Source organism: Streptomyces mobaraensis NBRC 13819 = DSM 40847 (assembly GCF_017916255.1).
Taxonomy (GTDB): Bacteria; Actinomycetota; Actinomycetes; order Streptomycetales; family Streptomycetaceae; genus Streptomyces; species Streptomyces mobaraensis.
In genome coordinates, this window is record NZ_CP072827.1 from 5,171,744 (window position 1) to 5,198,735 (window position 26,992).

The 26,992-nt window shown below is 71.5% G+C and carries 25 protein-coding genes; 13 read left to right on the forward strand and 12 right to left on the reverse strand.

Translation table 11 applies throughout. From position 1 onward, the window contains the following. Positions 1–20: 20 nt before the first annotated feature. From J7W19_RS22400 to J7W19_RS22410, 3 genes are read right to left on the reverse strand one after another with little or no spacing between them, the layout of a single operon-like run. Complete coding sequence (locus J7W19_RS22400) at positions 21–797, reverse strand: AIM24 family protein (protein WP_004950837.1); 777 nt, start codon at positions 795–797, stop codon at positions 21–23. Then, complete coding sequence (locus J7W19_RS22405) at positions 794–1,444, reverse strand: AIM24 family protein (RefSeq protein ID WP_004950840.1); 651 nt, start codon at positions 1,442–1,444, stop codon at positions 794–796. The genes J7W19_RS22400 and J7W19_RS22405 overlap by 4 nt, the downstream gene beginning before the upstream one ends. Then, complete coding sequence (locus tag J7W19_RS22410) at positions 1,444–2,082, reverse strand: AIM24 family protein (protein ID WP_078588190.1); 639 nt, start codon at positions 2,080–2,082, stop codon at positions 1,444–1,446. The genes J7W19_RS22405 and J7W19_RS22410 overlap by 1 nt, the downstream gene beginning before the upstream one ends. 220 nt (positions 2,083–2,302) lie before the next feature. Here J7W19_RS22410 and J7W19_RS22415 point away from each other — a divergent pair, with 220 nt between their 5' ends. The 6 genes from J7W19_RS22415 to J7W19_RS22440 all read left to right on the forward strand — a co-directional run bounded on the left by J7W19_RS22415 (position 2,303) and on the right by J7W19_RS22440 (position 7,204). Next, positions 2,303–2,647: a DUF3817 domain-containing protein gene (locus tag J7W19_RS22415; protein ID WP_004950844.1), complete on the forward strand. Its 345-nt coding sequence runs from the start codon at positions 2,303–2,305 to the stop codon at positions 2,645–2,647. Next, positions 2,644–2,937, forward strand: a complete 294-nt coding sequence (locus tag J7W19_RS22420) for an MTH1187 family thiamine-binding protein (protein WP_004950846.1) — start codon at positions 2,644–2,646, stop codon at positions 2,935–2,937. The genes J7W19_RS22415 and J7W19_RS22420 overlap by 4 nt, the downstream gene beginning before the upstream one ends. Positions 2,938–3,064: 127 nt before the next feature. Further along, positions 3,065–3,577, forward strand: coding sequence for a MarR family winged helix-turn-helix transcriptional regulator (locus J7W19_RS22425; protein ID WP_004950849.1), 513 nt, complete (start codon positions 3,065–3,067; stop codon positions 3,575–3,577). Positions 3,578–3,717: 140 nt separating this feature from the next. Further along, positions 3,718–4,059 (forward strand): DUF3817 domain-containing protein, encoded by a 342-nt coding sequence (locus J7W19_RS22430; protein WP_040891602.1) that lies wholly within the window; start codon positions 3,718–3,720, stop codon positions 4,057–4,059. A gap of 198 nt (positions 4,060–4,257) precedes the next feature. Further along, the gene (locus J7W19_RS22435; RefSeq protein WP_004950855.1) at positions 4,258–5,958 is read left to right on the forward strand and encodes an acyl-CoA mutase large subunit family protein; all 1,701 of its coding nucleotides are present in this window, start codon (positions 4,258–4,260) and stop codon (positions 5,956–5,958) included. A gap of 100 nt (positions 5,959–6,058) precedes the next feature. After that, positions 6,059–7,204, forward strand: coding sequence for a serine hydrolase domain-containing protein (locus J7W19_RS22440; protein ID WP_004950858.1), 1,146 nt, complete (start codon positions 6,059–6,061; stop codon positions 7,202–7,204). 236 nt (positions 7,205–7,440) lie between these two features. On the opposite strand, the gene J7W19_RS22445 is transcribed toward J7W19_RS22440, so the two are convergent. After that, on the reverse strand, positions 7,441–8,085 hold the full coding sequence (locus tag J7W19_RS22445; protein WP_004950860.1) for a TetR/AcrR family transcriptional regulator: 645 nt from the start codon (positions 8,083–8,085) through the stop codon (positions 7,441–7,443). A gap of 208 nt (positions 8,086–8,293) precedes the next feature. Between J7W19_RS22445 and J7W19_RS22450 the strand changes: the two genes are divergently transcribed. The 6 genes from J7W19_RS22450 to J7W19_RS22475 all read left to right on the forward strand — a co-directional run bounded on the left by J7W19_RS22450 (position 8,294) and on the right by J7W19_RS22475 (position 13,524). Then, on the forward strand, positions 8,294–9,256 hold the full coding sequence (locus tag J7W19_RS22450) for a tetratricopeptide repeat protein (RefSeq protein ID WP_078588191.1): 963 nt from the start codon (positions 8,294–8,296) through the stop codon (positions 9,254–9,256). Positions 9,257–9,835: 579 nt separating this feature from the next. Then, a complete protein-coding gene (locus J7W19_RS22455) occupies positions 9,836–10,474 on the forward strand; it encodes a DUF6230 family protein (RefSeq protein WP_004950863.1) in 639 nt (212 codons plus the stop codon). 137 nt (positions 10,475–10,611) lie between these two features. Further along, entirely contained in the window at positions 10,612–11,091 is a 480-nt protein-coding gene (locus J7W19_RS22460) for a DUF6114 domain-containing protein (protein ID WP_004950865.1), read from the forward strand. A gap of 12 nt (positions 11,092–11,103) precedes the next feature. Then, positions 11,104–12,492: a hypothetical protein gene (locus J7W19_RS22465; RefSeq protein ID WP_004950867.1), complete on the forward strand. Its 1,389-nt coding sequence runs from the start codon at positions 11,104–11,106 to the stop codon at positions 12,490–12,492. A gap of 251 nt (positions 12,493–12,743) precedes the next feature. Then, positions 12,744–13,223, forward strand: coding sequence for a hypothetical protein (locus J7W19_RS22470; RefSeq protein WP_004950869.1), 480 nt, complete (start codon positions 12,744–12,746; stop codon positions 13,221–13,223). Between the two features lie 37 nt (positions 13,224–13,260). Further along, a complete protein-coding gene (locus J7W19_RS22475; RefSeq protein ID WP_004950871.1) occupies positions 13,261–13,524 on the forward strand; it encodes a hypothetical protein in 264 nt (87 codons plus the stop codon). Positions 13,525–13,606: 82 nt separating this feature from the next. On the opposite strand, the gene pyk is transcribed toward J7W19_RS22475, so the two are convergent. From pyk to pta, 3 genes are all read right to left on the reverse strand, one after another. Next, complete coding sequence (pyk, locus tag J7W19_RS22480) at positions 13,607–15,031, reverse strand: pyruvate kinase (RefSeq protein WP_004950873.1); 1,425 nt, start codon at positions 15,029–15,031, stop codon at positions 13,607–13,609. Positions 15,032–15,127: 96 nt separating this feature from the next. Continuing rightward, entirely contained in the window at positions 15,128–16,357 is a 1,230-nt protein-coding gene (locus J7W19_RS22485) for an acetate kinase (RefSeq protein WP_004950875.1), read from the reverse strand. A 44-nt stretch (positions 16,358–16,401) separates the two neighbouring features. Then, on the reverse strand, positions 16,402–18,498 hold the full coding sequence (pta, locus tag J7W19_RS22490; RefSeq protein WP_004950877.1) for a phosphate acetyltransferase: 2,097 nt from the start codon (positions 18,496–18,498) through the stop codon (positions 16,402–16,404). 273 nt (positions 18,499–18,771) lie between these two features. On the opposite strand from pta, the gene J7W19_RS22495 reads away from it, so the two are divergent. Then, on the forward strand, positions 18,772–19,797 hold the full coding sequence (locus tag J7W19_RS22495; RefSeq protein WP_004950879.1) for an ATP-dependent 6-phosphofructokinase: 1,026 nt from the start codon (positions 18,772–18,774) through the stop codon (positions 19,795–19,797). 880 nt (positions 19,798–20,677) lie between these two features. Here the strand turns inward: J7W19_RS22495 and J7W19_RS22500 are convergent. From J7W19_RS22500 to J7W19_RS22520, 5 genes are all read right to left on the reverse strand, one after another. Further along, on the reverse strand, positions 20,678–21,550 hold the full coding sequence (locus J7W19_RS22500) for an NAD(P)-dependent oxidoreductase (protein WP_004946526.1): 873 nt from the start codon (positions 21,548–21,550) through the stop codon (positions 20,678–20,680). A gap of 169 nt (positions 21,551–21,719) precedes the next feature. Continuing rightward, complete coding sequence (locus tag J7W19_RS22505) at positions 21,720–24,242, reverse strand: ABC transporter permease (RefSeq protein WP_004946524.1); 2,523 nt, start codon at positions 24,240–24,242, stop codon at positions 21,720–21,722. A 97-nt stretch (positions 24,243–24,339) separates the two neighbouring features. Beyond that, positions 24,340–25,116, reverse strand: coding sequence for an ABC transporter ATP-binding protein (locus J7W19_RS22510; protein WP_004946521.1), 777 nt, complete (start codon positions 25,114–25,116; stop codon positions 24,340–24,342). Between the two features lie 257 nt (positions 25,117–25,373). Then, positions 25,374–26,237: a carbohydrate ABC transporter permease gene (locus J7W19_RS22515; RefSeq protein WP_004946520.1), complete on the reverse strand. Its 864-nt coding sequence runs from the start codon at positions 26,235–26,237 to the stop codon at positions 25,374–25,376. A gap of 193 nt (positions 26,238–26,430) precedes the next feature. Next, a complete protein-coding gene (locus J7W19_RS22520; protein WP_004946516.1) occupies positions 26,431–26,859 on the reverse strand; it encodes a CBS domain-containing protein in 429 nt (142 codons plus the stop codon). Positions 26,860–26,992 lie beyond the last annotated feature (133 nt).

Genomic DNA, 26,992 nt, shown 5'->3' on the forward strand with positions numbered 1-26,992 from the left:
CACACTCCGCAGGGTACCGCTCACAGCCCGAAGCGGCGCTGGAGGTCTCCCAACTGGCCGGGCAACCGGGGAGCGGATGGCTGATTCCCATGCGTCGACGGCGTCCCGCCCGAGGGCACGCCCGCCTCGTCCGGCGGCGCCCCCGTGGGCTGTTCGGCCATCAACTGCTCACTGGACTGCAGCAGCACCGTGCCGGCGCCCACGAACTCGAACTGGTGCTCCTCGCCCGACGTCCCGCCGAGACCGGTGAACATCCGCACCCCGCCCAGCACTCCGCGCATGTACCCGTGGTCGTAGTGGTGGCACGGCGCGGGGCAGTCCGCCCAGCCGACCAGCGCCTGCGGATCCACCCGGATCGGCGGCTCCACGAAGACCACCGGCCCGTTGGACGCGGCCACGAACTTCCCGGTACCGATGAGCGTCACGAACCCCGGGATGATCGACTGCTTGAGGGCCAGGGTCGGCTGGTAGGCCAGCAGATTCCCCGACCGCACGGTCAGGTTGCCCTCCTCCAGGTCGTACGAGTTCACGTCGAACGACCGGTCCGCGAGCAGCATCCTGCCCCGCCCCTCGGCCACCACCCAGTCCGCGGCGTGCAGCGGCGAGTGGAAGCTGCTCCGGATCAGCCGGTCCAGCGGACCGTGGCCGATACCGTGGAAGCTGATCTGCCCGAAGTAGGCGATCATCTTCCCCTTCTGCAGGAACCACTGGCCGTCGAGGTCCACGCTGAACGCGTAGGGGTTGACGTTGTCGTCGACCGGCAGCGAGTGCGCGTCATGGATGACGGGGCCGTTCACAGCTTCTCCTCGGACGCCTGGACGAACACGGTGCCGGTGCCCGACAGTTCGAGCTGGAACGCCTCGCCCGAGCCGCGGCCGATCATCTCCCGCCAGCCGATCGCCGTCGACAGCTTGTTGCGCACATCACCGCGGTGCGCCACATACGCCTGGGGATCGACGTGCACCGGCCGCTGCGGCCGGATCGGCAGCTCGATGAAGCCGCCGTGCGCCATCACCGCCACGGCGCCATGACCCTTGAGGGTCGTAGTGAACAGGCCCTGGCCCGTCACCTGGCCGCGCACCATGCCCATCACGCCGCCCTGCGACCCCATGAACATCGTGCCCTGCTGGAGCGGACCGTCGAACGCCAGCAGCCGGTCCGCCTCCACGTAGAGGGTGTCACCGGTCAGTTCGATCACATGGACGTGGTGACCGCCGTGCCCGAACATCACCGTGCCGCTGCCCTCCACCGTCATCAGCGGCGTGGCCTCGTTGGCGATCCGGCGGCCGATCATCCCCATGACGCCGCCCTGGCCGCCCGTGATGCTGGGGGTGAAGGAGACGTCCCCCTTGTACGCGAGCATCGCCCCGCGCTGGCTGAACAGCCGCTGCCCCGGGATCACCTGGGCCTCGACCATCCGCGAGTTCAACGAACGGAACGGCATCAGACGTCACCCCCGAACGTGGTGCGCTCGCTCGGCTGCACGTACACCAGCCCGTCGCCCTCGAAGCGGATCTGGAACGCCTCGCCGGACCCCTCGCCCAGGAACGTCCGGAAGTTGACGCCGGACTGGAAGTGCTGCCGGAGCCCGCCGGTGTGCGCGATGTACGCCCCCGGGTCGACCGACAGCGGCGTCTGCGGTGTCACCCGCAGCACGATCGCCGTGCCGTCCGAGAGGATCGCCGCCTGGCCGGTGCCCTCCACGGTCGTCGTGAACAGGCCGTTGCCCTGGGACGCCCCGCGCAGGCCGGTGAACGACGTGCCGGTGCGCAGCGCCGAGTCGGTGCAGAGCAGATTGCTCGCCTCCACGTACAGCGTCTCGCCCTGGAGGTTCACCAGGTTGATCTCGCTCGCCCGGTCGGCGAAGTAGCAGGTGCCGTGCCCCTTCACCTCCATGACCGTCATCTGTTCCCCCGTGAGCCGGCGGGTGACCATGCCGCGCAGGCCGTCACCGCCACCGGTCATCTTCTTGAATGTCATGTCGCCCTCGTACGCGACCATGGACCCGTTCTTGGCCTTGACCGCGTCGCCCGCCATGTCGACGGCGAGGACTTTGCTCCCTTGGAGCCGAAACTGTGCCACGCGTCGAAGCTAGCGGGCGCCGGCGCCGCTCCGACAGGCCCCCGGCCCCGGAGAGACCCCGGAGTCGTCCCTGATAAGGCCCCTGGTATGGGTTCGAACACCACCCGGAGCCGGGGCTGTCGGCGGTAACTGCAACAATGGTCAGAACTTGTGAACGCACTCACAAGATCGCTGCAGTGCGTGACCGTCCCGCCACTCCCGACGGAAAGGGTGCTCACCCGTGGACCTCAAGACCGCCTCCGCTCTGCGCCGGCTCCGGCTGATCTCCGCGCCCGAGGCCACGTCGTTCCTGCTGCTGCTCGTCTGCGCGGTCCTCAAGCGGACCACCAGCTTCAACGCCGTCCCGACCATGGGTATGGTGCACGGCTTCCTGTTCATCACCTACGTGATCTTCTGGGTCGACGCCTGGAAACGGGCCAAGTGGGAGACCAAGACCGCCGTCCTCTACTTCGTCCTCTCCGTCCTCCCGCTGGGCGGCTTCTTCGCGGACCGCAAGCTCCGCCGCGAGGCCGAGGCGAGCGTCATGGCCGCCCGGGCCCGCAAGGAAGGCGTGGTCGGCGCGTGATCGTCGCTTTTTCCGTCACCCCCATCGGTGCCGGTGAGGACGTCGGCGAGTACGTCGCGGAAGCGGTCCGCGTCGTCCGCGCCTCCGGCCTGCCGAACCGCACCGACGCCATGTTCACCTCCCTGGAGGGCGAGTGGGACGAGGTCATGGACGTCGTCAAGCGCGCCGTCCAGGCCGTCGAGGCCCGCTGCGGCCGGGTCTCCCTCGTCCTGAAGGCGGACATCCGGCAGGGCGTCACCGACGGCCTCACCGCCAAGGTCGAGACGGTGGAACGCCACCTGGCGTCCTGACGACGACGGCACGGCCTCGTCCCGAACGACCGGGGAGGCCGTCGCCGTCCGCGGCCCCGCCCCGGAGAGGACGTCCGAAGAGCGGAACGCCGGCGCCCGGAAGAGGGCCGGGCGATAGGCTCATGCCGTGTCCAAGCCGCTCAGCCTCCCCTTCGACCCCATCGCCCGCGCCGACGAACTGTGGGAGCGGCGCTGGGGCGCGGTGCCCTCGATGGCCGCGATCACCTCGATCATGCGGGCGCACCAGATCCTGCTCGGCCAGGTCGACGCCGTCGTCAAGCCGTACGGGCTGACGTTCGCGCGCTACGAGGCGCTGGTGCTGCTCACGTTCTCCAAGGCCGGCGAGCTCCCGATGTCCAAGATCGGGGAGCGGCTGATGGTGCACCCCACGTCGGTGACCAACACGGTGGACCGCCTCGTCACGGCCGGTTTCGTGGACAAGCGCCCCAACCCGCGGGACGGGCGCGGCACGCTCGCGTCGATCACCGACAAGGGGCGCGAGGTCGTCGAGGCGGCGACGCGGGACCTGATGGCGATGGACTTCGGGCTCGGCGTGTACGACGCGGAGGAGTGCGCGGAGATCTTCCGGATCCTGCGGCCGCTGCGGGTGGCGGCGGAGGATTTCCGGGACGAAATGTGATGCGGAACAGTAACCTCAAGGGCGGGTCAGTGCGGAGTCCCTGCTAGGCGGGGGTTTCTCCACCAGGTACAGCACGTAGAGCCAACTGTGGGCGTGGTCCCCGTGCAAGCGGGGTTCGGCGGGCGGTTACGCTCGTGGGCATGAAACGAGCCGTGCTGACCCGTTACCGCATCCTTGCGTACGTAACCGGCGTTTTGCTGGTCCTCCTCACGCTTGGTGTGATCGCCAAATACGGCCTGGACATGGATGGCGTCTCGGGTCTCGTGCGGGTCGTCGCGATCGCGCACGGATGGCTCTTCGTCGTCTACCTTGTCGTCGCCTTCGACATGGGCTCCAAGGCCAAGTGGCCCTTCGGCCGGCTGGCCTGGATCCTGCTGGCGGGCACCATCCCGACGGCCGCGTTCTTCGTCGAGCGCAAGGTCACCCGCGAGCTGGAGCCCCTCTTCGCCGAGGCGGCGCCCGCTCCGTCGCCCGTCGCCTGACCCCCGCCCGGCGGGGCGGCGCCCCGAGAACGAACGGCCCCGGACGCCCCTTGTGTCCGGGGCCTTCTTGCGCGACGATTTACTAGGACGTCCTAGTAATTCGACGTCCCCGGGACGGCCCGCGACGACGGGGGCCGCCCGGCGGTCGTAGACCCGCGCGGGGTCGCGCGGGAGCGCGGAGAGGCGGACGGCACCACCATGGACGCAGCATCCATCGAAGCGGGACGCGGTCGCTGGCAGGCCCGTTACGACGCGGCGCGCAAGCGGGACGCCGACTTCACCACCCTGTCCGGCGACCCGGTGGACCCGGTCTACGGCCCCCGCCCCGGCGACACCTACGAGGGCTTCGAGCGCATCGGCTGGCCCGGCGAGTACCCCTTCACCCGCGGCCTGCACCCCACCGGCTACCGGGGCCGCACCTGGACCATCCGCCAGTTCGCCGGCTTCGGCAACGCCGAGCAGACCAACGAGCGCTACAAGATGATCCTGGCCGCGGGCGGCGGCGGCCTCTCGGTCGCGTTCGACATGCCGACCCTGATGGGCCGCGACTCCGACGACCCCCGCTCGCTCGGCGAGGTCGGCCACTGCGGCGTCGCCATCGACTCGGCCGCCGACATGGAGGTCCTGTTCAAGGACATCCCGCTCGGCGACGTCACCACCTCCATGACGATCAGCGGCCCGGCCGTGCCGGTCTTCTGCATGTACCTCGTCGCCGCCGAACGCCAGGGCGTGGACCCGGCCGTCCTCAACGGCACGCTCCAGACCGACATCTTCAAGGAGTACATCGCCCAGAAGGAGTGGCTGTTCGGCCCCGAGCCGCACCTGCGCCTGATCGGCGACCTGATGGAGCACTGCACCCGCGCCATCCCCGCCTACAAGCCGCTCTCCGTCTCCGGCTACCACATCCGCGAGGCGGGGGCCACGGCCGCGCAGGAGCTCGCGTACACCCTCGCCGACGGCTTCGGATACGTCGAACTCGGCCTGTCCCGCGGCCTGGACGTGGACACCTTCGCCCCCGGCCTGTCCTTCTTCTTCGACGCGCACGTCGACTTCTTCGAGGAGATCGCCAAGTTCCGCGCGGCCCGCCGGATCTGGGCCCGCTGGATGAAGGAGGTCTACGGCGCCAGGACGGACAAGGCCCAGTGGCTGCGCTTCCACACCCAGACCGCCGGCGTCTCGCTCACCGCGCAGCAGCCGTACAACAACGTCGTCCGCACGGCGGTGGAGGCCCTGGCGGCGGTCCTCGGCGGCACCAACTCCCTGCACACCAACGCCCTCGACGAGACCCTGGCGCTCCCCAGCGAGCAGGCCGCCGAGATCGCCCTGCGCACGCAGCAGGTGCTGATGGAGGAGACGGGCGTCGCCAACGTCGCGGACCCGCTGGGCGGTTCGTGGTACGTCGAGCAGCTCACCGACCGGATCGAGGCCGACGCCGAGAAGATCTTCGACCAGATCAAGGAGCGCGGCCTGCGCGCCCACCCCGACGGCAAGCACCCCATCGGTCCGATCACCTCCGGCATCCTGCGCGGCATCGAGGACGGCTGGTTCACCGGCGAGATCGCCGAGAGCGCCTTCCGCTACCAGCAGGCGCTGGAGAAGGGCGACAAGCGGGTCGTCGGCGTCAACTGCCACGAGGGCTCGGTCACCGGCGACCTGGAGATCCTCCGCGTCAGCCACGAGGTGGAGCGCGAGCAGGTCCGCGTCCTGGCCGACCGCAAGGCCGCCCGCGACGACGCCGCCGTCACGGCCGCCCTGAACGCCATGCTGGCCGCGGCCCGCGACGGCTCCAACATGATCGAGCCCATGCTGGCGGCGGTCCGCGCGGAGGCCACGCTCGGCGAGATCTGCGACGCGCTGCGGGACGAGTGGGGGACGTACACGGAGCCGGCAGGCTTCTGACCTGCTGATACCCCCGTTATTCGGTCGAGGTGCCCGGTCCCCTCCGGTTAGGGTGACCGGGCATCGATCGTGATGCGGACGAGACTCGGGGGGAACGGCAATGCGGTACGACGGACATGTGGACGAGGGCTTCGAGGCCGTCGCCGACGCCTTCGCGCGGAACTTCGCCGAGACCACCGAACTGGGCGCGGCCGTCACCGTCTTCCACCGCGGCCGCAAGGTCGTGGACCTCTGGGGCGGCACCGCCGACGAGCGCACCGGCCGCCCCTGGGAGGCGGACACGGCCGTCCCGGTGATGTCCGCCGCCAAGGGCGTCCTCGCGCTCTGCGTCCACCTCCTCGTCCAGCGGGGCCTGCTCGACCTCGACGCGCCCGTCGCCGCCTACTGGCCCGAGTTCGCCCGGAACGGCAAGGAGGGCATCACCACCCGCATGATCCTCGCCCACCGAGCCGGCCTCCCCGTCCTCGACGCGAGCCCGGACTTCGCGGAGATCACCGCGTGGACCCCGGTCGTCCGCGCCCTGGAGGAGCAGAAGCCGCTCTGGGAGCCGGGCACGGCGCACGAGTACCACGGCCACACCATCGGCTGGCTGGCCGGCGAGCTGATCCGGCGGATCACCGGCCGCACCCCCGGCGCCTACTTCCGCTCCGCCGTCGCCGACGACCTGGGGCTGCGCACCTGGATCGGCATCCCCGAGGACGAGTACGAGGGCCTCGCCCGGCTCGCGTACGACGGCGAGCCGCCGGTCCTCCCGGACCCGGACCACCTGATCGTGCGCATCCTCACCATGAACGGCGCCTTCGTCTTCCCGGGGCTCGACCACCCGCGCGGCTGGAACGCCAAGGACTTCCTGACCGCCGAGATCCCCGCCACCGGCGCCGTCTCCACCGCCCGCGGCCTCGCCGCGATGTACGCGGCGGCGGTCACCGGCGTCGACGGCGGCCCCCGGCTGCTCACCGAGGAGACCGTGGACGCCGCCCTGCGCCCGCAGACCTCCGGCGCCTCCTGGTCCGGCTTCCCCGACCTGGGCGTCCGCTGGGGCGTCGGCTTCCACCTCGACTCACCCCCCGTCGTCCCCATGCTCGGCCCCCGCAGCTTCGGCCACGACGGCGCGGGCGGCCACCTGGGCTTCGCCGACGACGAGTTCGGCGTCGGCTTCGGGTACGTCGCCAACCGCATGATCGGCGAGGGGGACGAGCGGGCGGGGCGGCTGGTGGCGGCGGTGCGGGGGTGTTTGGAGGGGTGAGGGTGCCCCAGTCCCTCCCCCAGAGGGGGCACCCCCATTCGCCGTTTCCTGGGGCTGCGCCCCAGACCCCCTTGTCGCGGCTTCGCCGCTCGTCCTCAAACGCCGGACGGGCTGAATAATGCGCCCGGGCGCACTATTCAGCCCGTCCGGCGTTTGAGGACAACCGCGCGGAGCGCGGTTTCAGGAGGTCCGGGGTCCTCCCCGGGAAACGGTGAAAGGGCGGGACCGGGGCACCCCTACCGCGGCGAAGCCGCGCCCGCCAACCCCCCGATAAGCAACGCCGTGAACCCCCGCGCCCACTCCGCGTCCACCGGCTCCGCACTCACCAGCGTCCGATGTACAACCGCGCCCGCGATCACGTCGAAGATCAGGTCCGCGGTGCGCGCCGCGGCGGCCGGCTCGTCCTCGCGGGGGAGTTCGCCGCGGGCCTGAGCCCGCTCACGACCGACAAGAACGAGCATCTTCTGCCGGTCGACGATCGCCGAGCGGATGCGTTCGCGCAGCACCTCGTCCCGGGTCGACTCCGCGACGACGGCCATGAGGGCCGTCTTCGTCTCGGGGCGGTCGAGCAGGGCGGCGAACCGGAGGACGACGCCCTCGATGTCGGCCTGGAGGCTGCCCCGGTCGGGGAGTTCGAGGTGCTCGTCGAAGAGGTCGGCGACGGCGTCGACGACAAGGGCGTTCTTGCCGGCCCAGCGCCGGTAGAGGGTGGTCTTGGCGACCCCCGCGCGGGCGGCGACGTCGCCCATCGTCAGCTTGCCCCAGCCGAGTTCCACCAGCGCGGCGCGCGTCGCGTCGAGGATCGCGCGGTCGGCCTCGGCGCTGCGGGGGCGGCCCGTGCGGCCGCTCGCGCGGTGTGCGGGGGGCGGGGCGGACGTCATAGGGGCGACCTTACCGCCGAGTAGCCGCGCGGGTATGAGGCAGATCACGGAAGGCGCCCTGCCGTGGCGATGGGGTTCCAGTTACGCTACGAGTCGTAGCGAAAGAGTGAGCGACAACCACGGACGCCAGGTGGGGACCCGGCGTCGAATTCGCTGTGTACCGCTGCGTACTTTTCCGATCGCCGCGCGGAAGGGGGAGGATAGGCCCATGCAGCCACGGAACATGTCCATGAGTGGAGTGGTCGACCTCGCCGCGGTGAAGGCGGCCGGGGAAGCCAAGCAGAAGGCGGAGCAGGCGCGGGCCGAGGCGGCGCGCCAGGGCGGCGCGCCCGCGGGCGCGGTGCGTCTGGTCCTCGACGTCGACGAGGCGTCGTTCGAGCACGAGGTGCTCCAGCGGTCGGCCGAGGTGCCGGTCGTCATCGACTTCTGGGCCGACTGGTGCGAGCCCTGCAAGCAGCTCGGTCCGGTGCTGGAGCGGCTGGCCGGGGAGTACGCGGGCCGGTTCGTGCTGGCCAAGGTGGATGTCGAGGCCAACCAGCGGCTGTTCCAGCAGTTCGGCGTCCAGTCCATCCCCGCGGTCTTCGCGGTGGTGGCCGGGCAGGCGCTGCCGCTGTTCCAGGGCGCGGCGCCCGAGGCGCAGATCCGGCAGGTGCTCGACCAGCTCGTGCAGGTGGCCGAGCAGCAGTTCGGGATCGTCGGCGTGCCCGTGGCGCCGGGTGCCGGTGAGGCGGAGGTGCCGGCGCGGCCGGCCGGGCCGCACGACGCGGCGCTGGGCGCGGCCCACGACGCCCTCGACAAGGGGGACCTGGGCGGTGCCGTCCAGGCGTACAAGAACGTGCTGTCCGACGACCCGGGCAACGTCGAGGCCAAGCTGGGGCTGGCCCAGGCGGAGCTGCTGCAGCGGGTCCAGGGCATGGACGCCCAGCAGGTGCGCAAGGCCGCGGCCGACGCGCCGGGCGATGTGTCCACGCAGATCGCGGCGGCCGACCTCGACCTGGTCGGCGGGCACGTCGAGGACGCGTTCGGGCGGCTGATCGACGTCATCCGGCGGACGGCCGGCGAGGACCGCGACGCGGCACGGGTCCGGCTGCTGGAGCTGTTCGAGGTCATCGGCCCGGACGACCCGCGGGTGACGGCGGCGCGGACGGCGCTGTCGCGGGCGCTGTTCTGATCGCCTCGTTCACACGCTTGTCACAGGGGAAACATCGGTCGCGGTATATCAAATCTTTATAAAGGCGACCGTAGTTACTTGAGGTAAGGGAAACCCGGGCTTCCGCCCGGGTTTTTCCGTATATGCCGTGATGTTTCCGGCATGCCGCCGCTCACGCCGCGTGCCCGCTCGTCGCGACCCCGACTCCTCGGGGACGTCCGCGCGTTACTCGCAAGTAATGAACCTCTTGTGCCCCGCCCCGGAATCGACCACGATCGGCGCAACCCGGTCCAGCACCGCGGCACGGCATCCGGCCGGCGCCCGGGAGCTGGGTCCCCACCGGGGCGACCGGCGGCCCGCCCGCCGGCCGTGGGACAGGGGGGTCCCCGCCGCCAACGACGGGGCCTGTCCCGGAGGTTGCGCGCACGCGTGGCCACGTGGTTGTCGCTCGGGGGTGATCGCCGGTGTTTCGGTCGCGGCTTGGCGTTGGACGCCACCGCATGCGACGGCGCTCCGCTTCCCGAGGACGTAGCACGTCTCCCACCCCGGGCCACAGGTCGTCGGCCCGCTCGGGGTGTACGTCCGAGAAGGAGGCAAGTCATGAAGTCCCAGGCACGCGGTGGGACCAGATGGAAGCGGTTCGCGGTCGTCATGGTCCCGAGTGTGGGCGCGGCGGCGGCGGTCACGATGGCGATCGCGCAGGGCGCGCTGGCGGCGTCGTTCCAGGTTTCCGGTCAGCAGTTCCAGATCACGGCCAAGCACATCCACGGCGAGGGCTTCGGCCAGTACGGCGCCATGGAGGACACCGACCCGAACGCGAAGGACCACAAGGCGGTCGCGGTCGTCGGCATGAACCGGGCCGACATCACCAACCTCTGCCAGGCGGTCAACGTCCCGACGCCCTTCGGAGCGGTGGGGCTCAAGCTGAAGGCGGGCGGCGGGGACACGAAGGTCGTGGCGAAGCAGCTCTATCTCGACGCCAATGAGATGAAGGTCAAGAAGGCCCAGTTCAACAAGATCGACATCGGCGTCTCGTCGGACCACATGACCCAGGGTCCGGGCAAGAACCCCGGCGACAAGACCAAGTCGGTTCCGGGCTCCTTCGCCCAGCAGGCCGAGACGGTCGACTTCGACGGCGTGGAGCAGCAGGCATGGGCCACGTCGGCCGGTTCGTTCACCCTCCCCGATCTCCACATGAGTGTCGGCATGGGCGGACAGAAGTGCCAGGTCGGCGAGTAACACGCCGGGACGGCCGGGTACGGGAACCGCACCGGCTCCCGTACCCGCGCCGCGCGCACTCCGCAGCGGGGTGACGGAACGGAGCCCCGGAAGGGCTCGCACAGCACCAAACCGCCAGTTCCGAGGAGCTGTACATCATGAGCGCCGACACGACGCCACCACAGCCGGCCGACAAGGGCGGCCTGCGCCGCAGGTTCCGGACCTGGCGGGGTGAGCGCCCGTTCTGGGCCGGTCTGTGGACCATGCTCGCCGGTGTACCGATCATGTACATCCCGTACCAGACCCTGAAGTTCGGCGAGCTGAGCATCCGGCTGTCCACCACGGCGGGCGCCGGCTCGCTGATCATCGGGATCCTGCTCATCGTCCTCGGACTGACCATGTGGTACCAGCGGCACTCCCGGGTCTTCGCGGGGGTCGCGGCCATCCTGCTCGGGATCGTCTCGCTCGTCGTCTCCAACTTCGGCGCGTTCCTGCTCGGCATCATCCCGGCGATGCTGGGCGGCGCGCTCGCCGTCGCCTGGGCGCCGGCCCAGCCGATGCCGGAGACCCCGGAGGTTTCGGAGGAGGAGCCGCCGGACCTCCCGATCCCGTCCGGTCCGTCGCTGGTGAAGGAATGAACAGGAGCCACCGTGGCGACTGACGACGACGCGCGCGACCGCGACCGCCCGAGTTCCGGTCCGCGCCACGCCGCGCCCAGGAGACCTCTGCTGGCGCGCCTGCACATGCCCGCGGGGAAGGCGGTCGCGCTGGCGGCCATGCCCACCGCGGTGCTCATGGGCATGGGCTTCACGCCCCAGCTGGCCACGGCCAAGCCGGGGGCGCCCAGTCCGTTCGGCGACGCGTTCTGCGTGACCGCGCCGGACGGGACGCCCACGCCGGACGTGCCGACGCCCGGTTCTCCGACGGCGGGTTCACCGACGGCCACGCCGAGTCCCGGCACGAGCGCGGGCGGGGACGCGGACGAGGACGAGGACGCCGGCAAGGAAAAGGACAAGGGCAAGAAGAAGGACAAGGGCGAGGACGGGGGCAAGGACAAGGACAAGGCGACGAGCGCGCCCGACCACGACGGGACGGACGGCCCGGACGCGAACCGGAAGCGGAAGCCCGCTCCCACGCCCACCGCCGATCCGACGCCGGACCCGGCCGTACCGGGCGAGGGCAAGCTGCCGGTGCCGCCCGTACCGGACCTGCCCACGACGCCTCCGACGCCGTCACCGGACCCGACGGCGACGAAGTCCCCGAGCCCGAAGGCCACTCCGTCACCGGGCGCCACGGACACCACACCCACCCCTCCGGCCACTTCCGCAACGCCCAAACCCGGAAAGACTCCGGACGGCGCCGGAAGGAAGACGGAGGAAGCGGCGGGCAAGAAGCCGGCGCACCCCACCGCCGACCCTTCCCCGGGCGCCTCCACCGGCCCGAAGGACGGATCCCCGGACGCGACCCCCACGCCCACCACGACCCCTGGCTCGTCGCCGTCGAGCACCCCGTCACCCGGCGCGTCGGCCGCGAAGACGCCACCCCCCTGCCCGCTCACCAAACGACAGGCCGACAAGGGACAGGCCGCCTTCGCCGACAACCCCTGGTACCTGGAGGCGAACCGGCTCACGCTGACCGGCCTCACCTACGAGGGGGTCAAGGAGGTCGTCACGGCGGGCGGACAGAAGAAGTCCGTCCTCAAGTTCACCGCTGACAAGCTGGCGATCGACGACCTGCACGCCCTGGTCAACGACCGGAAGCGGATCTACCACCAGTCCGGCCCGGGCGAGGTCTCGACCGTCGACGGCGACCGCGTGACGATGTACACCGAGCAGCTGAAGGGCAAGCTCCTCGGCAGCACCCTCCCGATCTTCGCCGCCGACTACACCGCCGAACACCCGCCCCCGCTCATCCCGGGTCTCAAGCTCCCCATCCCGATCTTCTTCACCGACGTGAAGATCCGCCAGGCGGGCCAGTTCGGCGGCACCCTCACCATCCCGAACATGCACGTCTACGTGACGGACGGGGTGTATCCGTAATGTCCACCTGACGGGACCGGGCGTACGCCCACGGCCGCGCGTTCGAGCCGAGGCTCCTCGGCGGCCGGGAGGAACGGTTCCGTCCCGTCCGTCGCGCCCAGCCTGTACCGGAATGGGGCGAATGACCGCCGGCCGAGCCCGCATCGGGCCCGCGCTCGGGCCCACGGTGGCTGATCACCGGTGTGCCATCGTCGGGAACGACCGGGATATCGGGGCCCGGGAGTCCGTTCCGGCGAGGGGAGAAGCGACCGGTGATCCGTCGACCGTGGTTCCTGTCGGGTGCGGCTGCCGTCGCCATGGGGCTGGCGTCGGCCGTACCGCCGCCCGCGGCGGCGACCCCGCCGGCCGCTCCGCTCGCCGCGGTGCTCGAGGGCGGCGGCGCGCACTGCACGGCACGGCCGCAGAACCCGCACTGGTCCTCCGGAGCCGCCGACCGCCGGATCCTGTTCAAGACGCGCGTCTCCTGCTCCGGCACGTACCCGGCCGTATCCGTGCGCATCGACGGACAGTTGCTGCGCGGCCCTCTCGTAGGGCCGAAGGCTCTGGTCGCTGTCAGCAGCGGGGAACAGACCGTTCGCGGGGGGAAGGTGGCGACCTTCTACACGCCCCTCGCCGGCGCGAAGCAGGTCTCGGCTCCCGGCTGGTACACCGGCGTGATCCGGGGCCGGATCATCGCGCCCCAGCCGGGGAACCTGGACGACGGCCACACACAGACCGTGCTGCTGGAGTGAGCGGGCCGCGAGACGCCGCCGACCCTAAGGTGGGCGCATGCTGACGCGTCGCGTGGATCCCAGGGACATCGTCTGGGAAGAGGACCGGGCCGTGTACCGGGTGTACTTCTGGGACACCAGGTCGCGGCAGTCGCACGAGTACGAGGTGACGGACGGCGACGTCGACGAGGTGCTCGGCTGGGCGCGGGACCGTGCCGCCGGGCAGGGATGGGCGTACACCGTCTACGCAAAGGTCGGCGGGCAGGGGGACGGGCCGGGGCTCGTGCGGCTGTGCGGGGTGGTGGGCGACCCGTTCGCGTGAGCAGTGCCCGTCGCCCGGAAACGGCCGTGGCCGCCGGCCCCCGGAGGGGTGGCGGCCACGGCCGTCGGGCGTTGGGGCGAGGTCAGTTCTCGCGGCCCAGGTGGTGGACGCGGACCATGTTGGTCGTGCCCGGGACGCCGGGCGGGGAGCCGGCGGTGATGATCATGGTGTCGCCCTCGTTGTAGCGCTTGAGCTTGAGGAGTTCGGCGTCGACGAGGTCGACCATGGCGTCGGTGTTGTCGACGTGCGGGACGACGTACGTCTCGACGCCCCAGCTCAGGGCGAGCTGGTTGCGGGTGGCGGCGTCGGTGGTGAAGGCCAGGATCGGCTGGGCCGCGCGGTAGCGGGACAGGCGGCGGGCGGTGTCACCGGACTTGGTGAAGGCGACGAGGGCCTTGCCGCCCAGGAAGTCGGCGATCTCGGCGGCGGCGCGGGCCACCGAACCGCCCTGGGTGCGCGGCTTCTTGCCCGGGACGAGCGGCTGGAGGCCCTTGGAGAGCAGCTCCTGCTCGGCCGCCTCGACGATGCGGGACATCGTCTTGACGGTCTCGATCGGGTAGGCGCCGACCGAGGACTCGGCGGACAGCATGACCGCGTCCGCGCCGTCCAGGATCGCGTTGGCGACGTCGGACGCCTCGGCGCGGGTCGGACGGGAGTTGGTGATCATCGACTCCATCATCTGGGTCGCGACGATCACCGGCTTGGCGTTGCGGCGGCACATCTCGATGAGGCGCTTCTGCACCATCGGGACGCGCTCCAGCGGGTACTCCACCGCCAGGTCGCCACGGGCCACCATCACACCGTCGAAGGCCATGACGACCTCCTGCATGTTCTCGACGGCCTGCGGCTTCTCGACCTTGGCGATCACCGGGACGCGGCGGCCGACCTCGTCCATGACGCGGTGCACGTCGAGGACGTCCTTGGCGTCGCGGACGAAGGACAGGGCGACCATGTCGCAGCCCATCGCGAGCGCGAACTTCAGGTCCTCGATGTCCTTCTCGGACAGCGCCGGGACGTTGACGGCCGCGCCGGGCAGGTTGATGCCCTTGTGGTCGGAGATGACACCGCCCTCGATGACGATGGTCTTGACCCGCGGGCCGTCGACCTCGGTCACGCGCAGCTCGACGTTGCCGTCGTTGATCAGGACCTGGTCGCCCTTGGACACGTCACCCGGCAGACCCTTGTAGGTGGTGCCGCAGATCGTCCTGTCGCCGGCGACGTCCTCCGTCGTGATGACGAACTCGTCACCGCGCACCAGCTCCACCGGGCCGTCCGCGAAGGTCTCCAGGCGGATCTTCGGGCCCTGGAGGTCGGCCAGGACGCCGACCGCGCGGCCGGTCTCCTCGGCGGCCTTGCGGAGGCGGTGGTACCGCTCCTCGTGCTCCGAGTGGCTGCCGTGGCTCATGTTGAAGCGGGCCACGTTCATACCGGCCTCGATCAGCGTCTTCAGCTGCTCGAAGGAGTCGACGGCGGGGCCCAGGGTGCAGACGATTTTGGAACGGCGCATAAGGCGGATCCTATCGGTTTGTTTCGGAGCGGAATATTCGAGCTGTGGGAAATGACAGGAGCGGGCCGCGGGCGGAACCCCCGGCTCCACCGGGATTCAGGCGCTGACCAGCGCGTACGCCTGAGTGGCGATCTCCAGCTCCTCGTCGGTCGGCACCACCGCGACGGCGACCCGCGCGTAGTCCGGGGAGATCAGCCGCGCCGATTCCCCGCGCTGCGCGTTGAGCTCCGCGTCCACGGCCAGGCCCAGCTCCTCCAGACCGGCCACCGCGGCCTCCCGCACCGGCGCCGCGTTCTCGCCCACACCCGCCGTGAAGGCGATCGCGTCGACCTTGCCCAGCACCGCGTAGTAGGCGCCGATGTACTTCTTCAGCCGGTGCACGTAGATGTCGAACGCGAGCCGCGCCGCCTCGTCGCCCTCGTCGATCCGCCGGCGGATCTCGCGCATGTCGTTGTCGCCGCACAGTCCGATCAGACCGCTCTTCTTGTTGAGGAGCGAGTCGATCTCGTCGACCGACATCCCGGCGTTGCGGGCCAGGTGGAAGATGACCGCCGGGTCGATGTCACCGGAACGGGTGCCCATGACCAGGCCCTCCAGCGGGGTGAGGCCCATGGAGGTGTCCACGCAGCGGCCCCCCTGGACGGCGGACGCGGACGCGCCGTTGCCCAGGTGCAGGACGATCACGTTGACCTCGGACGGGTCCTTGCCCAGCAGCTTCGCCGTCTCCCGCGAGACGTACGCGTGCGAGGTGCCGTGGAAGCCGTAGCGGCGCACCCGGTGCGCGTCCGCGGTCGCCACGTCGATCGCGTAGCGCGCGGCGTGCTCCGGCATCGTCGTGTGGAACGCCGTGTCGAACACCGCGACCTGCGGCAGGTCCGGGCGGAGTGCCTGGGCCGTGCGGATGCCGGTGACGTTGGCCGGGTTGTGCAGCGGGGCGACCGGGATCAGCCGCTCGATCTCCGCCAGCACCTCGTCGGTGACCAGCGTGGGCTCGGTGAACTGGCTGCCGCCGTGCACCACCCGGTGGCCGATGGCGGCCAGCTCGGGGGAGTCCAGGCCGAGCCCGTCCGCGGCCAGCTCGGCGGCGACGGCCTGGAGCGCGGCGGTGTGGTCGGCGATCCGCTCGGTGATCTCGCGCTTGGTGCCGCCGGTCGCCAGCGGGGTGTGGGCCAGCCGCGAGGTGTCCTCGCCGATGCGCTCGACGAGCCCGACGGCGAGCCGGGAACCGTCGGCCATGTCCAGCAGCTGGTACTTCAGCGAGGACGAGCCGGAGTTGAGGACGAGGACGCGGGTCGCGGGGGCGTTGGCCTGGGCGTTGGCAGTCATGGGGCTTTCCGTGGTGGGGGGAACGTCGGGGTACGGGGTGGGCGTCACGGCTCGACGCGGTCGCCGCGCTGGTCGCCCTGGGCCTGGATGGCCGTGATGGCGACCGTGTTGACGATGTCCTGGACGAGGGCGCCGCGGGACAGGTCGTTGACCGGCTTGCGCAGGCCCTGCAGCACCGGGCCGACGGCGACCGCGCCGGCCGACCGCTGCACGGCCTTGTAGGTGTTGTTGCCCGTGTTGAGGTCGGGGAAGACGAGGACGGTCGCCTTGCCGGCCACCTCGGACCCGGGCAGCTTGGTGGCGGCGACGGCGGCGTCCACGGCCGCGTCGTACTGGATCGGGCCCTCGACCAGCAGGTCGGGACGGCGCTCGCGGACCAGCTCGGTCGCCCGGCGCACCTTGTCCACGTCCGCGCCGGAACCGGAGGTGCCGGTGGAGTACGACAGCATGGCGATCCGCGGCTCCACGCCGAACTGGGTGGCGGTCGCGGCGGACTGGATGGCGATGTCCGCGAGCTGCTCGGCGTTCGGGTCCGGGTTGACGGCGCAGTCGCCGTAGACGAGGACCCGGTCGGCCAGGCACATGAAGAAGACCGACGAGACGATCTGCGCGCCCGGCGCGGTCTTGATGATCTCGAAGGCGGGCCGGATGGTGGCGGCCGTGGAGTGCACCGCGCCGGAGACCATGCCGTCGGCCAGTCCCTCCTGCACCATCAGGGTGCCGAAGTACGACACGTCGGCGACGACGTCGTGGGCCAGCTCCACGGTCATGCCCTTGTGGGCGCGGGCCGCCGCGTAGATCTCGGCGAAGCGCTCGCGCAGCGGCGACTTCTGCGGGTCGATGAGCTGCGCCTCGCCCAGGTCGATGCCCAGCTCGGCGGCGCGCTTGCGGATGGCCTCCTCCTCGCCCAGCAGGGTGAGGTCGCAGACGTCGCGGCGGAGCAGCACGTCGGCGGCGCGCAGGACGCGCTCCTCGGTGCCCTCGGGGAGGACGACCCGGCGGCGGGCGGAGCGGGAGCGCTCGATCAGCTCGTGCTCGAACATCATCGGGGTGACGCGGGCGGAGCGGGCGACGGCGATGCGCTCGGTGAGCTCGGCGGTGTTCACGTGCCGCTCGAACAGGCCGAGGGCGGTCTCCGCCTTGCGCGGCGACGAGCCGTCCAGCTTGCCCTCGACGGCGAACAGCTCGCCCGCGGTCGGGAAGGAGCCGCCGGGCACGGAGATCACCGGGGTGCCGGGGGCGAGCCGGTCGGCGAGGGCCAGGATGTCCGGCCCCGGGCGCTCGTCCAAGGTGAGGAGCACACCGGCTATGGAGGGGGCGCCGGCGCTGTGCGCGGCGAGGGCGCCGACGATCAGGTCGACGCGGTCGCCGGGGGTGACCACCAGGCAGCCGTCGGTCAGGGCCGGGAGGAAGACGGGGAGCATGGCGCCGCCGAAGACGAAGTCCTTGGCGTCCCGGTTGAGCCCGGCGTCGTCGCCGAGCAGCACCTCGGCGCCCAGCTTGCGGACGATCTGCGCCACGGTCGGGGCGGACAGCGAGGCGTCCTCGGGGAGCGCGTAGCAGGGCACGGGCAGGCTCGCCGCCAGGCCCTCGGCGATGGCCTCGCGGTCGGCCGGGGCCACCCGGTTGACGACGAGGGCGACGACGTCGCAGCCCAGCGCCTCGTAGGCGCGGCAGGCGTTGCGGGCCTCGGCGCGGACGGCCTCGGCGGTCTGGCCGCCGCCGCCCACGACGGTGATCACGGAGGCGCCGAACTCGTTCGCCAGCCGCGCGTTGAGGGCCAGCTCGTCCGGGAGGTTGCTGCCGATGAAGTCGGTGCCGAGGACGAGGACGGTCTCGTACTCCCGGGAGACGGCGTGGAAGCGCTCGACGAGCCGGGAGACCAGCTCGTCGGTGCCCTTCTCGGCCTGGAGGGCGGCGGCCTCGGCGTAGGTGAGGCCGTACACGCTTTCGGGTGACTGTTCCAGCCGGTAGCGGGTGCGGAGGAGGTCGAAGAGGCGGTCCGGCCCGTCGCCGTGCACCAGCGGGCGGAACACCCCGACCCGGTCCACCTGGCGGGTGAGGAGCTCCATGACTCCCAGCTCGATGACCTGGCGTCCGTCGCCGCGGTCGGTCCCGGTCACGTACACGCTGCGCGTCACGCGTGCTCTCCTTGCTCCATGGCCGTGTGCTGTTCGAGTGGCGTTTGTTCGGCTTGTGAAATTACCCGTTAGGGTGGTCTTGCCCTCTTGACAATACCTGCGACCCTGGATAAGGCGCTCGTCAGGCGGGAGGCGATGGCCCGGCGGACGACCGTCAGTATTCGTTGACGGTCGTCAGTGCGGGCGCGGCGGGCCCGGCAGGCCCGTGGAACAATCGGGTCCGGCTCACAGGTCCCACTAGCGACCACCAGAACCAGCAGGAGACACAGCACGATGCGCATCGGAGTCCTCACCGCGGGCGGCGACTGCCCCGGCCTGAACGCCGTCATCCGCTCGGTGGTGCACCGTGCCATCACGGAGCACGGTGACGAGGTCATCGGCTTCGAGGACGGCTTCAAGGGCCTGCTCGATGGCCGGTTCCGCAAGCTCGACCTCGACGCCGTGAGCGGCATCCTGGCCCGGGGCGGCACCATCCTGGGCTCGGCCCGGCTGGAGCGCGCCCGGCTGCGCGAGGCGTGCGAGAACGCCAAGGACTTCTCCCGTGAGCACGGCATCGACGTGCTCATTCCCATCGGCGGCGAAGGCACTCTCACCGCGGCCCGAATGCTGTCGGACGCCGGTCTCCCGGTCGTCGGCGTCCCCAAGACGATCGACAACGACATCTCCTCCACCGACCGCACCTTCGGCTTCGACACGGCCGTCGGCGTCGCCACCGAGGCCATCGACCGGCTGAAGACCACCGCCGAGTCCCACCAGCGCGTGATGGTCGTCGAGGTCATGGGCCGGCACGCCGGCTGGATCGCCCTGGAGTCCGGCATGGCCGGCGGTGCCCACGGCATCTGCCTCCCGGAGCGCGCCTTCGACCCCGCCGACCTGGTGAAGATGGTGGAGGAGCGGTTCGCCCGCGGCAAGAAGTTCGCCGTCATCTGCGTCGCCGAGGGCGCGCACCCGGCCGACGGGACGATGGACTACAAGAAGGGCGCCATAGACCAGTTCGGCCACGAGCGGTTCGCCGGCATCGGCACCAAGCTCGCGGGCGAGCTGGAGCGCCGCCTCGGCAAGGAGGCCCGCCCGGTCATCCTCGGCCACGTCCAGCGCGGCGGCACCCCGACCGCGTACGACCGCGTCCTCGCCACCCGCTTCGGCTGGCACGCGGTCGAGGCCGCGCACCGCGGCGACTTCGGCAAGATGACCGCGCTGCGCGGCACCGACATCACGATGGTGCCGCTGGCGGACGCGATCACCGAGCTGAAGCGGGTGCCGGAGGACCGGATGGACGAGGCGGAGTCGGTCTTCTGACCGGCTGAGGGTGCGCGGGCGGACGGCTCGCCTGGACGGCTCCGGTGTGCGGCATTCCACCTCCCCCGTACGGGGGTTGGCGGGTACGGCACTTGACGCGGCGGCGTTTACGGTGTGTCGCGGGAGCGCTAGAGTGCTGGTGGCCCTGGGGAGTCTTCGTAATCCTCGGGGCTGGGGACGCCCCATGGCTTCGCCCGGGCTGATCTCCTGAGCAAGGTGCTCCCTTCATTGGTCCAGCACAACCAAAAAGAGGCTCTCGCCCCTGGGCGGTCACCCGGGACGAGAGCCGACACCGCCTTCAACGGACGGCATCCTGACCGTCAGTCCTCAGTAGCTCGGAGGACTGGCGGTCACCGAGGCGGCGCTCACCGCGTCGTCGCGGCACAACCAAAAAGAGGCTCTCGCCCCTGGGCGGCCACCCGGGACGAGAGCCGACACCGCCTTCAACGGACGGCATCCTGACCGTCAGTCCTCAGCTTTTCGGAGGACTGGCGGTCACCGTTCGTTGAGCCACCTCCAGAACTCCCGGATCACTGCCGCGATCCGCTCGTGCAGAGGCTTTTTGCGGTGACGCCCCACGGCGCCCCCCTTCATCGGTTGCGGTCAGAGGACCGGTGACCGCTCCGGAGGGGGCCCGGGTTCGGGCTCCCCGCCCGTGGAAGCCCGTGAAGGACCTCCCGGACGAGGACCCCGACGTGCGTGGGTCCCTCGTGAAGGGGGGCGCGTATGAAGCGCTGGTCCGTACGCTATCGCAACGGACCTGCGCTCAAAGGCCGTTGGGAGATCGTCGAGAGGGAGCGTGAAAGCGGCGTGCGGCGCCCGGAGTTCACCGGGCGCCGCACGCCGCTTCTTCGCAACCCCATTCCGCCGGGGCTCCGTTCTACTTCCGCGTCATCATCAGCTCGACGACGCTCGTGAGGTCGTCCGCCCCGTACCCCTCCGCCGTCCGCCGCACCATCAGCTCCTGGAGCGCCGTGAAGAAGACCGGGCGCACGCCCTGCTCCTCGGCGGCGCCGATGAGGTTGTCGAAACCGGCCGTCTGCATCGCGAGGTTGGAGACGACGTGCTGGGAGTGGTCGCCCGTCTCGATCTGCTCGGCGAAGCGCGGGATGCCCGTCGCCATGGCCTCCAGCCAGGAGGTGAGCAGCGGGACGAACTCCGCCGCCGGGACCCCGGCCGAGGACGTCATCGCCAGGGCGTGCATCACGCCCATGAACTGGCCGTACATGCCGCTCAGCAGCGACACGTCGTACAGCGCCGCCAGCCCGGGGTCGGTGCCGACGAAGCGGGCCGCGCCGAGTCGTTCCAGCACCGGGAGGTACGTGTCGAACGCCTCCCGGGCGCCGCTGTAGACGATGAACGCCTGCTCGGTGCCGATGCCCGGCGGGACGGCCATGATGCCGCCGTCGAGGTAGGTGATGCCGTGCTTGTCCGCCCAGGCGGCCATCCGCCGGGCCTGGTCGGGCGTGCCGTTGGTGAGGTTGACCAGCGTCCGGCCCTTCAGGGCGTCGGCCGCCGGCTCCAGCGTCTCCATCACCGACGCGTAGTCCCAGATGCAGGCGATCACCAGCTCGCTCGCGCTCGCCGCCGCCACGACGTCGTCGGCGCGGACGGCGCCGAGGGCGACGAGCGCGTCCGCCTTCTCGGGAGTGCGGTTCCAGACGGTGGTCGGGTGGCCGTTGGTGAGGAAGGCGGTGGCCAGCGCCTTGCCCATGGCGCCGAGGCCGAGGACGGTGACGGGGGTGTTGCTCATGATGGGTCTGCTCCTGGAGAGGCGGGGAGGGATGTGTTCTCGGCTGTGCGCGCCCCTTCAGCCTCGTCCAGGTGACTGTCCCGCTCAAGTACGCACAATAAGGTGGGTACTTACCCGGAGGTGGGGGCCCGCCCGCGACGGACCCCCGGACCCCCGAACCCCGGGCCCCTCACTGCGCCCCGATCGCCTCCAGCGTGTTCAGCCGCGCCGCCCGCCGGGCCGGCCACGCCGCCGCCAGGATCCCGACGGCCAGCGCCAGCAGCAGGAACACCCCGATCCGCTCCCACGGCACGACCATCTCGTACTGCGGGAACGAGGTCCGCAGCAGATGCCCGCCCGACCAGGCGAGGAAGAGGCCCAGCCCCACCCCGAGCACCGCGCCGAACATCGCGATCATCACGGACTCCAGCCGCACCATCGCCTTGACGCCCGAGCGGGACAGGCCGATCGCCCGGAGCATCCCGATCTCCCGGGTCCGCTCGAAGACCGACATGGCGAGGGTGTTGACCACGCCGATCACCGCGATCACGACGGCCACGCCCAGCAGCCCGTACATCAGGTACAGCACGTCGTCGATGTCGCCGGCGGCGGAGCGGCGCAGTTCGTCGCGGCTCGCGACCTTGACGGCCGGGTTGCCGCCCAGGGCCTCCCTGATCCGCGCGCGCAGCCCGTCGGTCTTCCCGGGCGCGGCCTTGACCAGCACCGACTGGTCGCGCACCCGGTCCAGGTGCGGATCGACGAAGGAGGGGGCGGCGAGGACGTCGCTCAGTACGTCGTTCTCCGAGTGGACGGCGACGACGCGGGCGGTGCCGCGCTTCCCGTCGTAGAACGTCATGGGCAGCGACGAGCCGACCGTCAGGTGTCGTTTGCGAGCGTAATCCTCGCTGACGGCCACGCGGTCGCCGTGCACGTCGGACAGGGAGCCCTTGAGGACCTTCAGGTCGGTGACCTTCCCGACCGCGGCCACGTCCGTCCCCCGGATGCCCGCCGGATCGCCCGCGGAGTCGAAGCCGGTGACGCGGAGCGGCACCGCCGCGGCGACGCCCGGCAGCTTCGCCAGCGCCCGCGCGGTGGCGGGGTCCAGGCCCCGGCCGCCCGCGCCGTCCACCCGGTAGTCGGCCGTCAGGTCCTGGTCGCCCATCCGGTCGACGCCCCGGTCGGCGGAGACCGCCGTCACGGTCAGGCCGGTGATCAGCGTCAGGCCGATCATCAGCGCCGAGGCGGTGGCGGCGGTGCGCCGCGGGTTGCGCAGCGCGTTCCGCCGGGCCAGTCGGCCGCTCACCCCGGAGACGCGCTCGGCGAGCCGCCCGAAGAGGTGGACGACCGGCCGGGACAGCAGCGGGGCCAGCACGATCACGCCGGTGAGGGTGAGCACCGAACCCGCCATGGGGACGGTGAGGTCGCGGGCGTTCCTGAGGGTGCTGACGTAGAGCATGGTCGCGACGCCCGCGCCGGTGAGGACGGCGCCGATGGTGTTGCGCACGACGAGGCTCCGGGCGCCCGCAGGCGCGTCCACGGCGGCGAGCGCCTCCACCGGTGCGATACGCGCCGCCTTGCGGGACGGCAGCCACGCGGACAGGACGGTGACCAGGAAGCCGACGCCGAGGGCGGCCAGCGCGGACGTGGGCGTGACGACCAGCGGCCCGTCCGGGAGTTCCGCGCCGTTGGCGTCGAGCAGCGACCGCATGCCGACCGCGACCCCGAGGCCCAGCAGGAACCCGGCCGCCGACGCGATCAGGCCCAGCAGCCCGGCCTCGATCAGCACCGAGCGCACGACCTGGCGTCGCGACGCGCCGACCGCCCGCAACAGCGCGATCTCACGGGTGCGTTGGGCGATGAGCATGGTGAAGGTGTTGGCGACGATGAAGATGCCCACGAAGAGCGAGACCGCGGCGAAGACCAGGAACGTCTTGCGGATCGTGCCGGTCTGCTCGTCGATGGCCTTGGACTGCTCGGCCGCCAGCTCGGTGCCGCTCCTGGCCTGCGCACCGTCGGGCAGGACGGTGCGGACGCGGGCGGTCAGCGCGTTCCGGTCGGCGCGGGGGGCGGCGGTGACGACCAGCTCGTCGAACCGGCCCTTGGTACCGAGGAGTTTCTGGGCGGTGGCCGTGTCGAACAGGGCCAGGCTGCCGCCGGCGCCGACCCGGGGGTCGTCCGTCCGCACCGTGCCGACGAGCTTCTTGGTCAGCACCGGCCCGTCCACGGCCAGCCGTACCGTCCCGCCGATCCGCGCGCCGGTCTTCCCTGCCGTCCTGGTGTCGAGCGCGACCTCCCCGGCGGCGGCCGGGCCGCGGCCCTCGACGAGCGGGTAGCGGCGGTCCTTGCCGTCCGCGCCGGGCACGTAGTTGGCGCCGGTACTGCCCCAGTCGCTGCCCGCGGACTCGCTGTGGCGGTCGGCGACGACGACGGTGCCGGTGACGGAGGGGCGTACGGAGGCGACGCCGGGGAGCGCGCGGATCCGGTCGGCGGTCCGGGCGTCGAGGCCGGGGGCGCCGGGGCCGCCGCCCGTCGACGTCACGGAGACGGCGACGTCGTCGAGGCTGCGGGACGTCCGGTCGCGGTACGCCTTGTTCACGGAGTCGCTGAAGACGAGCGTGCCGGAGACGAAGGCGGTGCCGAGGAGGACCGCGAGGGCGGTCATCAGCAGGCGGGTCCGGTGCGCCAGGAGGTTGCGCAGAGCGGTACGGAACACAAGCTGTCCTGGATTCTGGTGGTCTGGTCGGTTGCTGTGCGTTTTTCGGCGGCCGGTTGTGTGTCTTCGGCGGCCGAATGGGGGCGCCGGTGGGCGATCAGCTCGTGCGGCCGTGCGCCTCGAACGCCTTCATCCGGTCCAGCACCGCCGAGGCGGTCGGGCGCGGCATCTCGTCGACGATCCGCCCGTCGGCGAGGAACAGCACCCGGTCCGCGTACGAGGCCGCCACCGGGTCGTGGGTGACCATGACCACCGTCTGGTCCAGGGCGCGCACCGACTCCCCGAGGAAGCCGAGGAGTTCGGCGCCGGCGCGGGAGTCCAGGTTGCCGGTGGGCTCGTCGGCGAAGACGATCTCGGGGCGGGAGGTGAGCGCGCGGGCCACGGCGACGCGCTGCTGCTGCCCGCCGGAGAGCTGGTTCGGCCGGTGCGCGAGCCGTCCCGACAGCCCCAGGGCGTTGACGATCTCCTGGAGCCACTCGGGGTCGGGCCGCCGGCCCGCGATGTCCATCGGCAGGGTGATGTTCTCCAGCGCGGTCAGGGTCGGCAGCAGGTTGAACGCCTGGAAGACGAAGCCCACCTTGTCCCTGCGCAGCCGGGTGAGCTGCCGGTCGCCGAGTGCGGACAGCTCCGTGTCGCCGATCCGGACGGATCCGGAGGAGACGGTGTCCAGGCCGGCCATGCAGTGCATCAGCGTCGACTTGCCCGAACCCGAGGGGCCCATGATCGCGGTGAACTCGCCGCGGCGGAACGCGACGTCGACCGCGTCCAGGGCGGTCACCCGGGTCTCCCCGGCGCCGTACACCTTGCTCAGGCCGGTGGCGCGGGCCACGACAGCGCCGGTGCGGGGGGTGGTCGGGACGGCCGTGGGGGACAAGGGGGCTCCTCGGGGACGGTCGGGGGCGCCGATTCCGCGGGGGCCGGAGTGGGGGACCGGGCCGGACGGGAATCGGAAGGGACCCGTCCAGTCTCGGCGCCGGGAGGCCGCCGGGCGTCAGCCGCGAGACCGGAAAGCGGTGTCGCACTTTCGGGAGGAGCGGGGTCCGTCGCGTAGTCCCTGAGAGGGACGGCAGTCATCCTGGGGGCGCACGGGGCCGCGCGAGCGTACGGGGCGTGCGTGCCGTCCCCGTACGGTCACCCCTTCACCGCACCGCCCAGCGCGAAGCCGCCGCCGAGCCGCCGGGCGACCAGGGCGTAGAGCAGGACGACGGGCGTCGAGTAGAGAACCGAGAACGCGGCGAGCTGCCCGTAGGCCACCTGCCCGTGGTTGCCGAAGAAGGTGAAGACGGTGACCGACGCGGGCAGCCGGTCCGGCGACAGCAGGAGCAGGAACGGGACGAAGAAGTTGCCCCACATCAGCGCGAAGCAGTAGACGGCCACGACGGCCGTGCCCGGCCCCATGAGCGGCAGGACGATCCGCACCAGCGCCGTGAGCCGGCCGGCGCCGTCCGTCCACGCCGCCTCCTCCAGCGACGTCGGGACGCCGTCCATGAAGTTCTTCATCAGCCAGACGGCGAACGGCAGTTGGGCGGCGGCCAGGAACAGGATCGTGCCGGACATGGTGTCGATGAGGTTGATCCGGACGAACAGGCCGTAGACCGGCACCATGACCGCGGTGATCGGGAGGCAGGTCGTGAACAGGATCGTCAGCAGGTAGGAGTGGCCGAAGCGGGAGCGGAAGCGGGACAGCGGGTACGCGGCGAGGGCCGCGCAGGCCACCGTGAGGGCGGTGGCCGCGCCGCACAGCAGCAGGCTGTTGAGCATCGGGGTGAAGGTGATCTCGTCCGTCAGCACGGCCGAGAAGTTGTCCGCCGAGGGCGCGTCCGGGGCCCTTACGCTCAGCCCCGCCTCGGGGTCCACCGACGCCAGGGCCAGCCACAGCAGCGGCACGGCGAAGGCGGCGGCCACGGCGAGCAGCGCGGCGTCCGCGGCCAGCCGGCGCCGGGCGCGGCGGGTAAGACGGGGGAGGGGCGGGCGCGGGGCGGGGAGCGGACGCATGAAACCTCCGCGGCGGTCGGCGCTGCGGGCGCGCGTGCTCGGAACGGAGGGTGCCGGCGCGCGTGCTCGGAGGATAGCGGCCGCGGGGTGAGGCGGACAGGGCGCGTGGAGTGCGTGCGCCCGGCGTGAGGAAGCGGGCCCGGTGGCTCCGGGCCCGCTCCGCATCGGCTCGTCGTCCCCCGCCCGGACCACCTCAGGTCTGCGGCGGTGTCGCGTAGACGCGCGACGCGAACGCGTGGACCTGGTTCTCGGGAAGGTTGCGGGCGACGTCCGCCTCGCTGATCATGCCGACCAGCCTCTTGTTCTCGATCACCGGCAGCCGGCGGACGTGGTGGTTGCCCATCTCCTCCACCACCTCCTCGACGCTGGCGTTCGCGTCGACCCAGCGCGGTGTGCCCTGGACCAGGTCGGCGGCGGTGCACCGGGACGCGTCGTGGCCCTCGGCCACGCACTTCACCACGATGTCCCGGTCGGTGATGATGCCGCACAGGCGCTCGTTCTCGTCGCTGACGGGGAGCGCGCCGACGTGCAGGTCGCGCATCCGCTGAGCGGCGTTGAGCAGCGTCTCCGTCTTGGGGATCCACTGCGCGCCCTCGTGCATGATGTCCTTGGCGGTGGTCATGGTGGTACCTCCTGACTGCGCCTTCGTGGTCTCCCCCTCGCGCCTGCCCCGCCCGGGCAGCGTGACGCGTGCCGCGGGGCACGCCGGGCCGTCCGGCCCCGTCCGTCCCCTCTTCCCATGCTCGCGCGGTCGC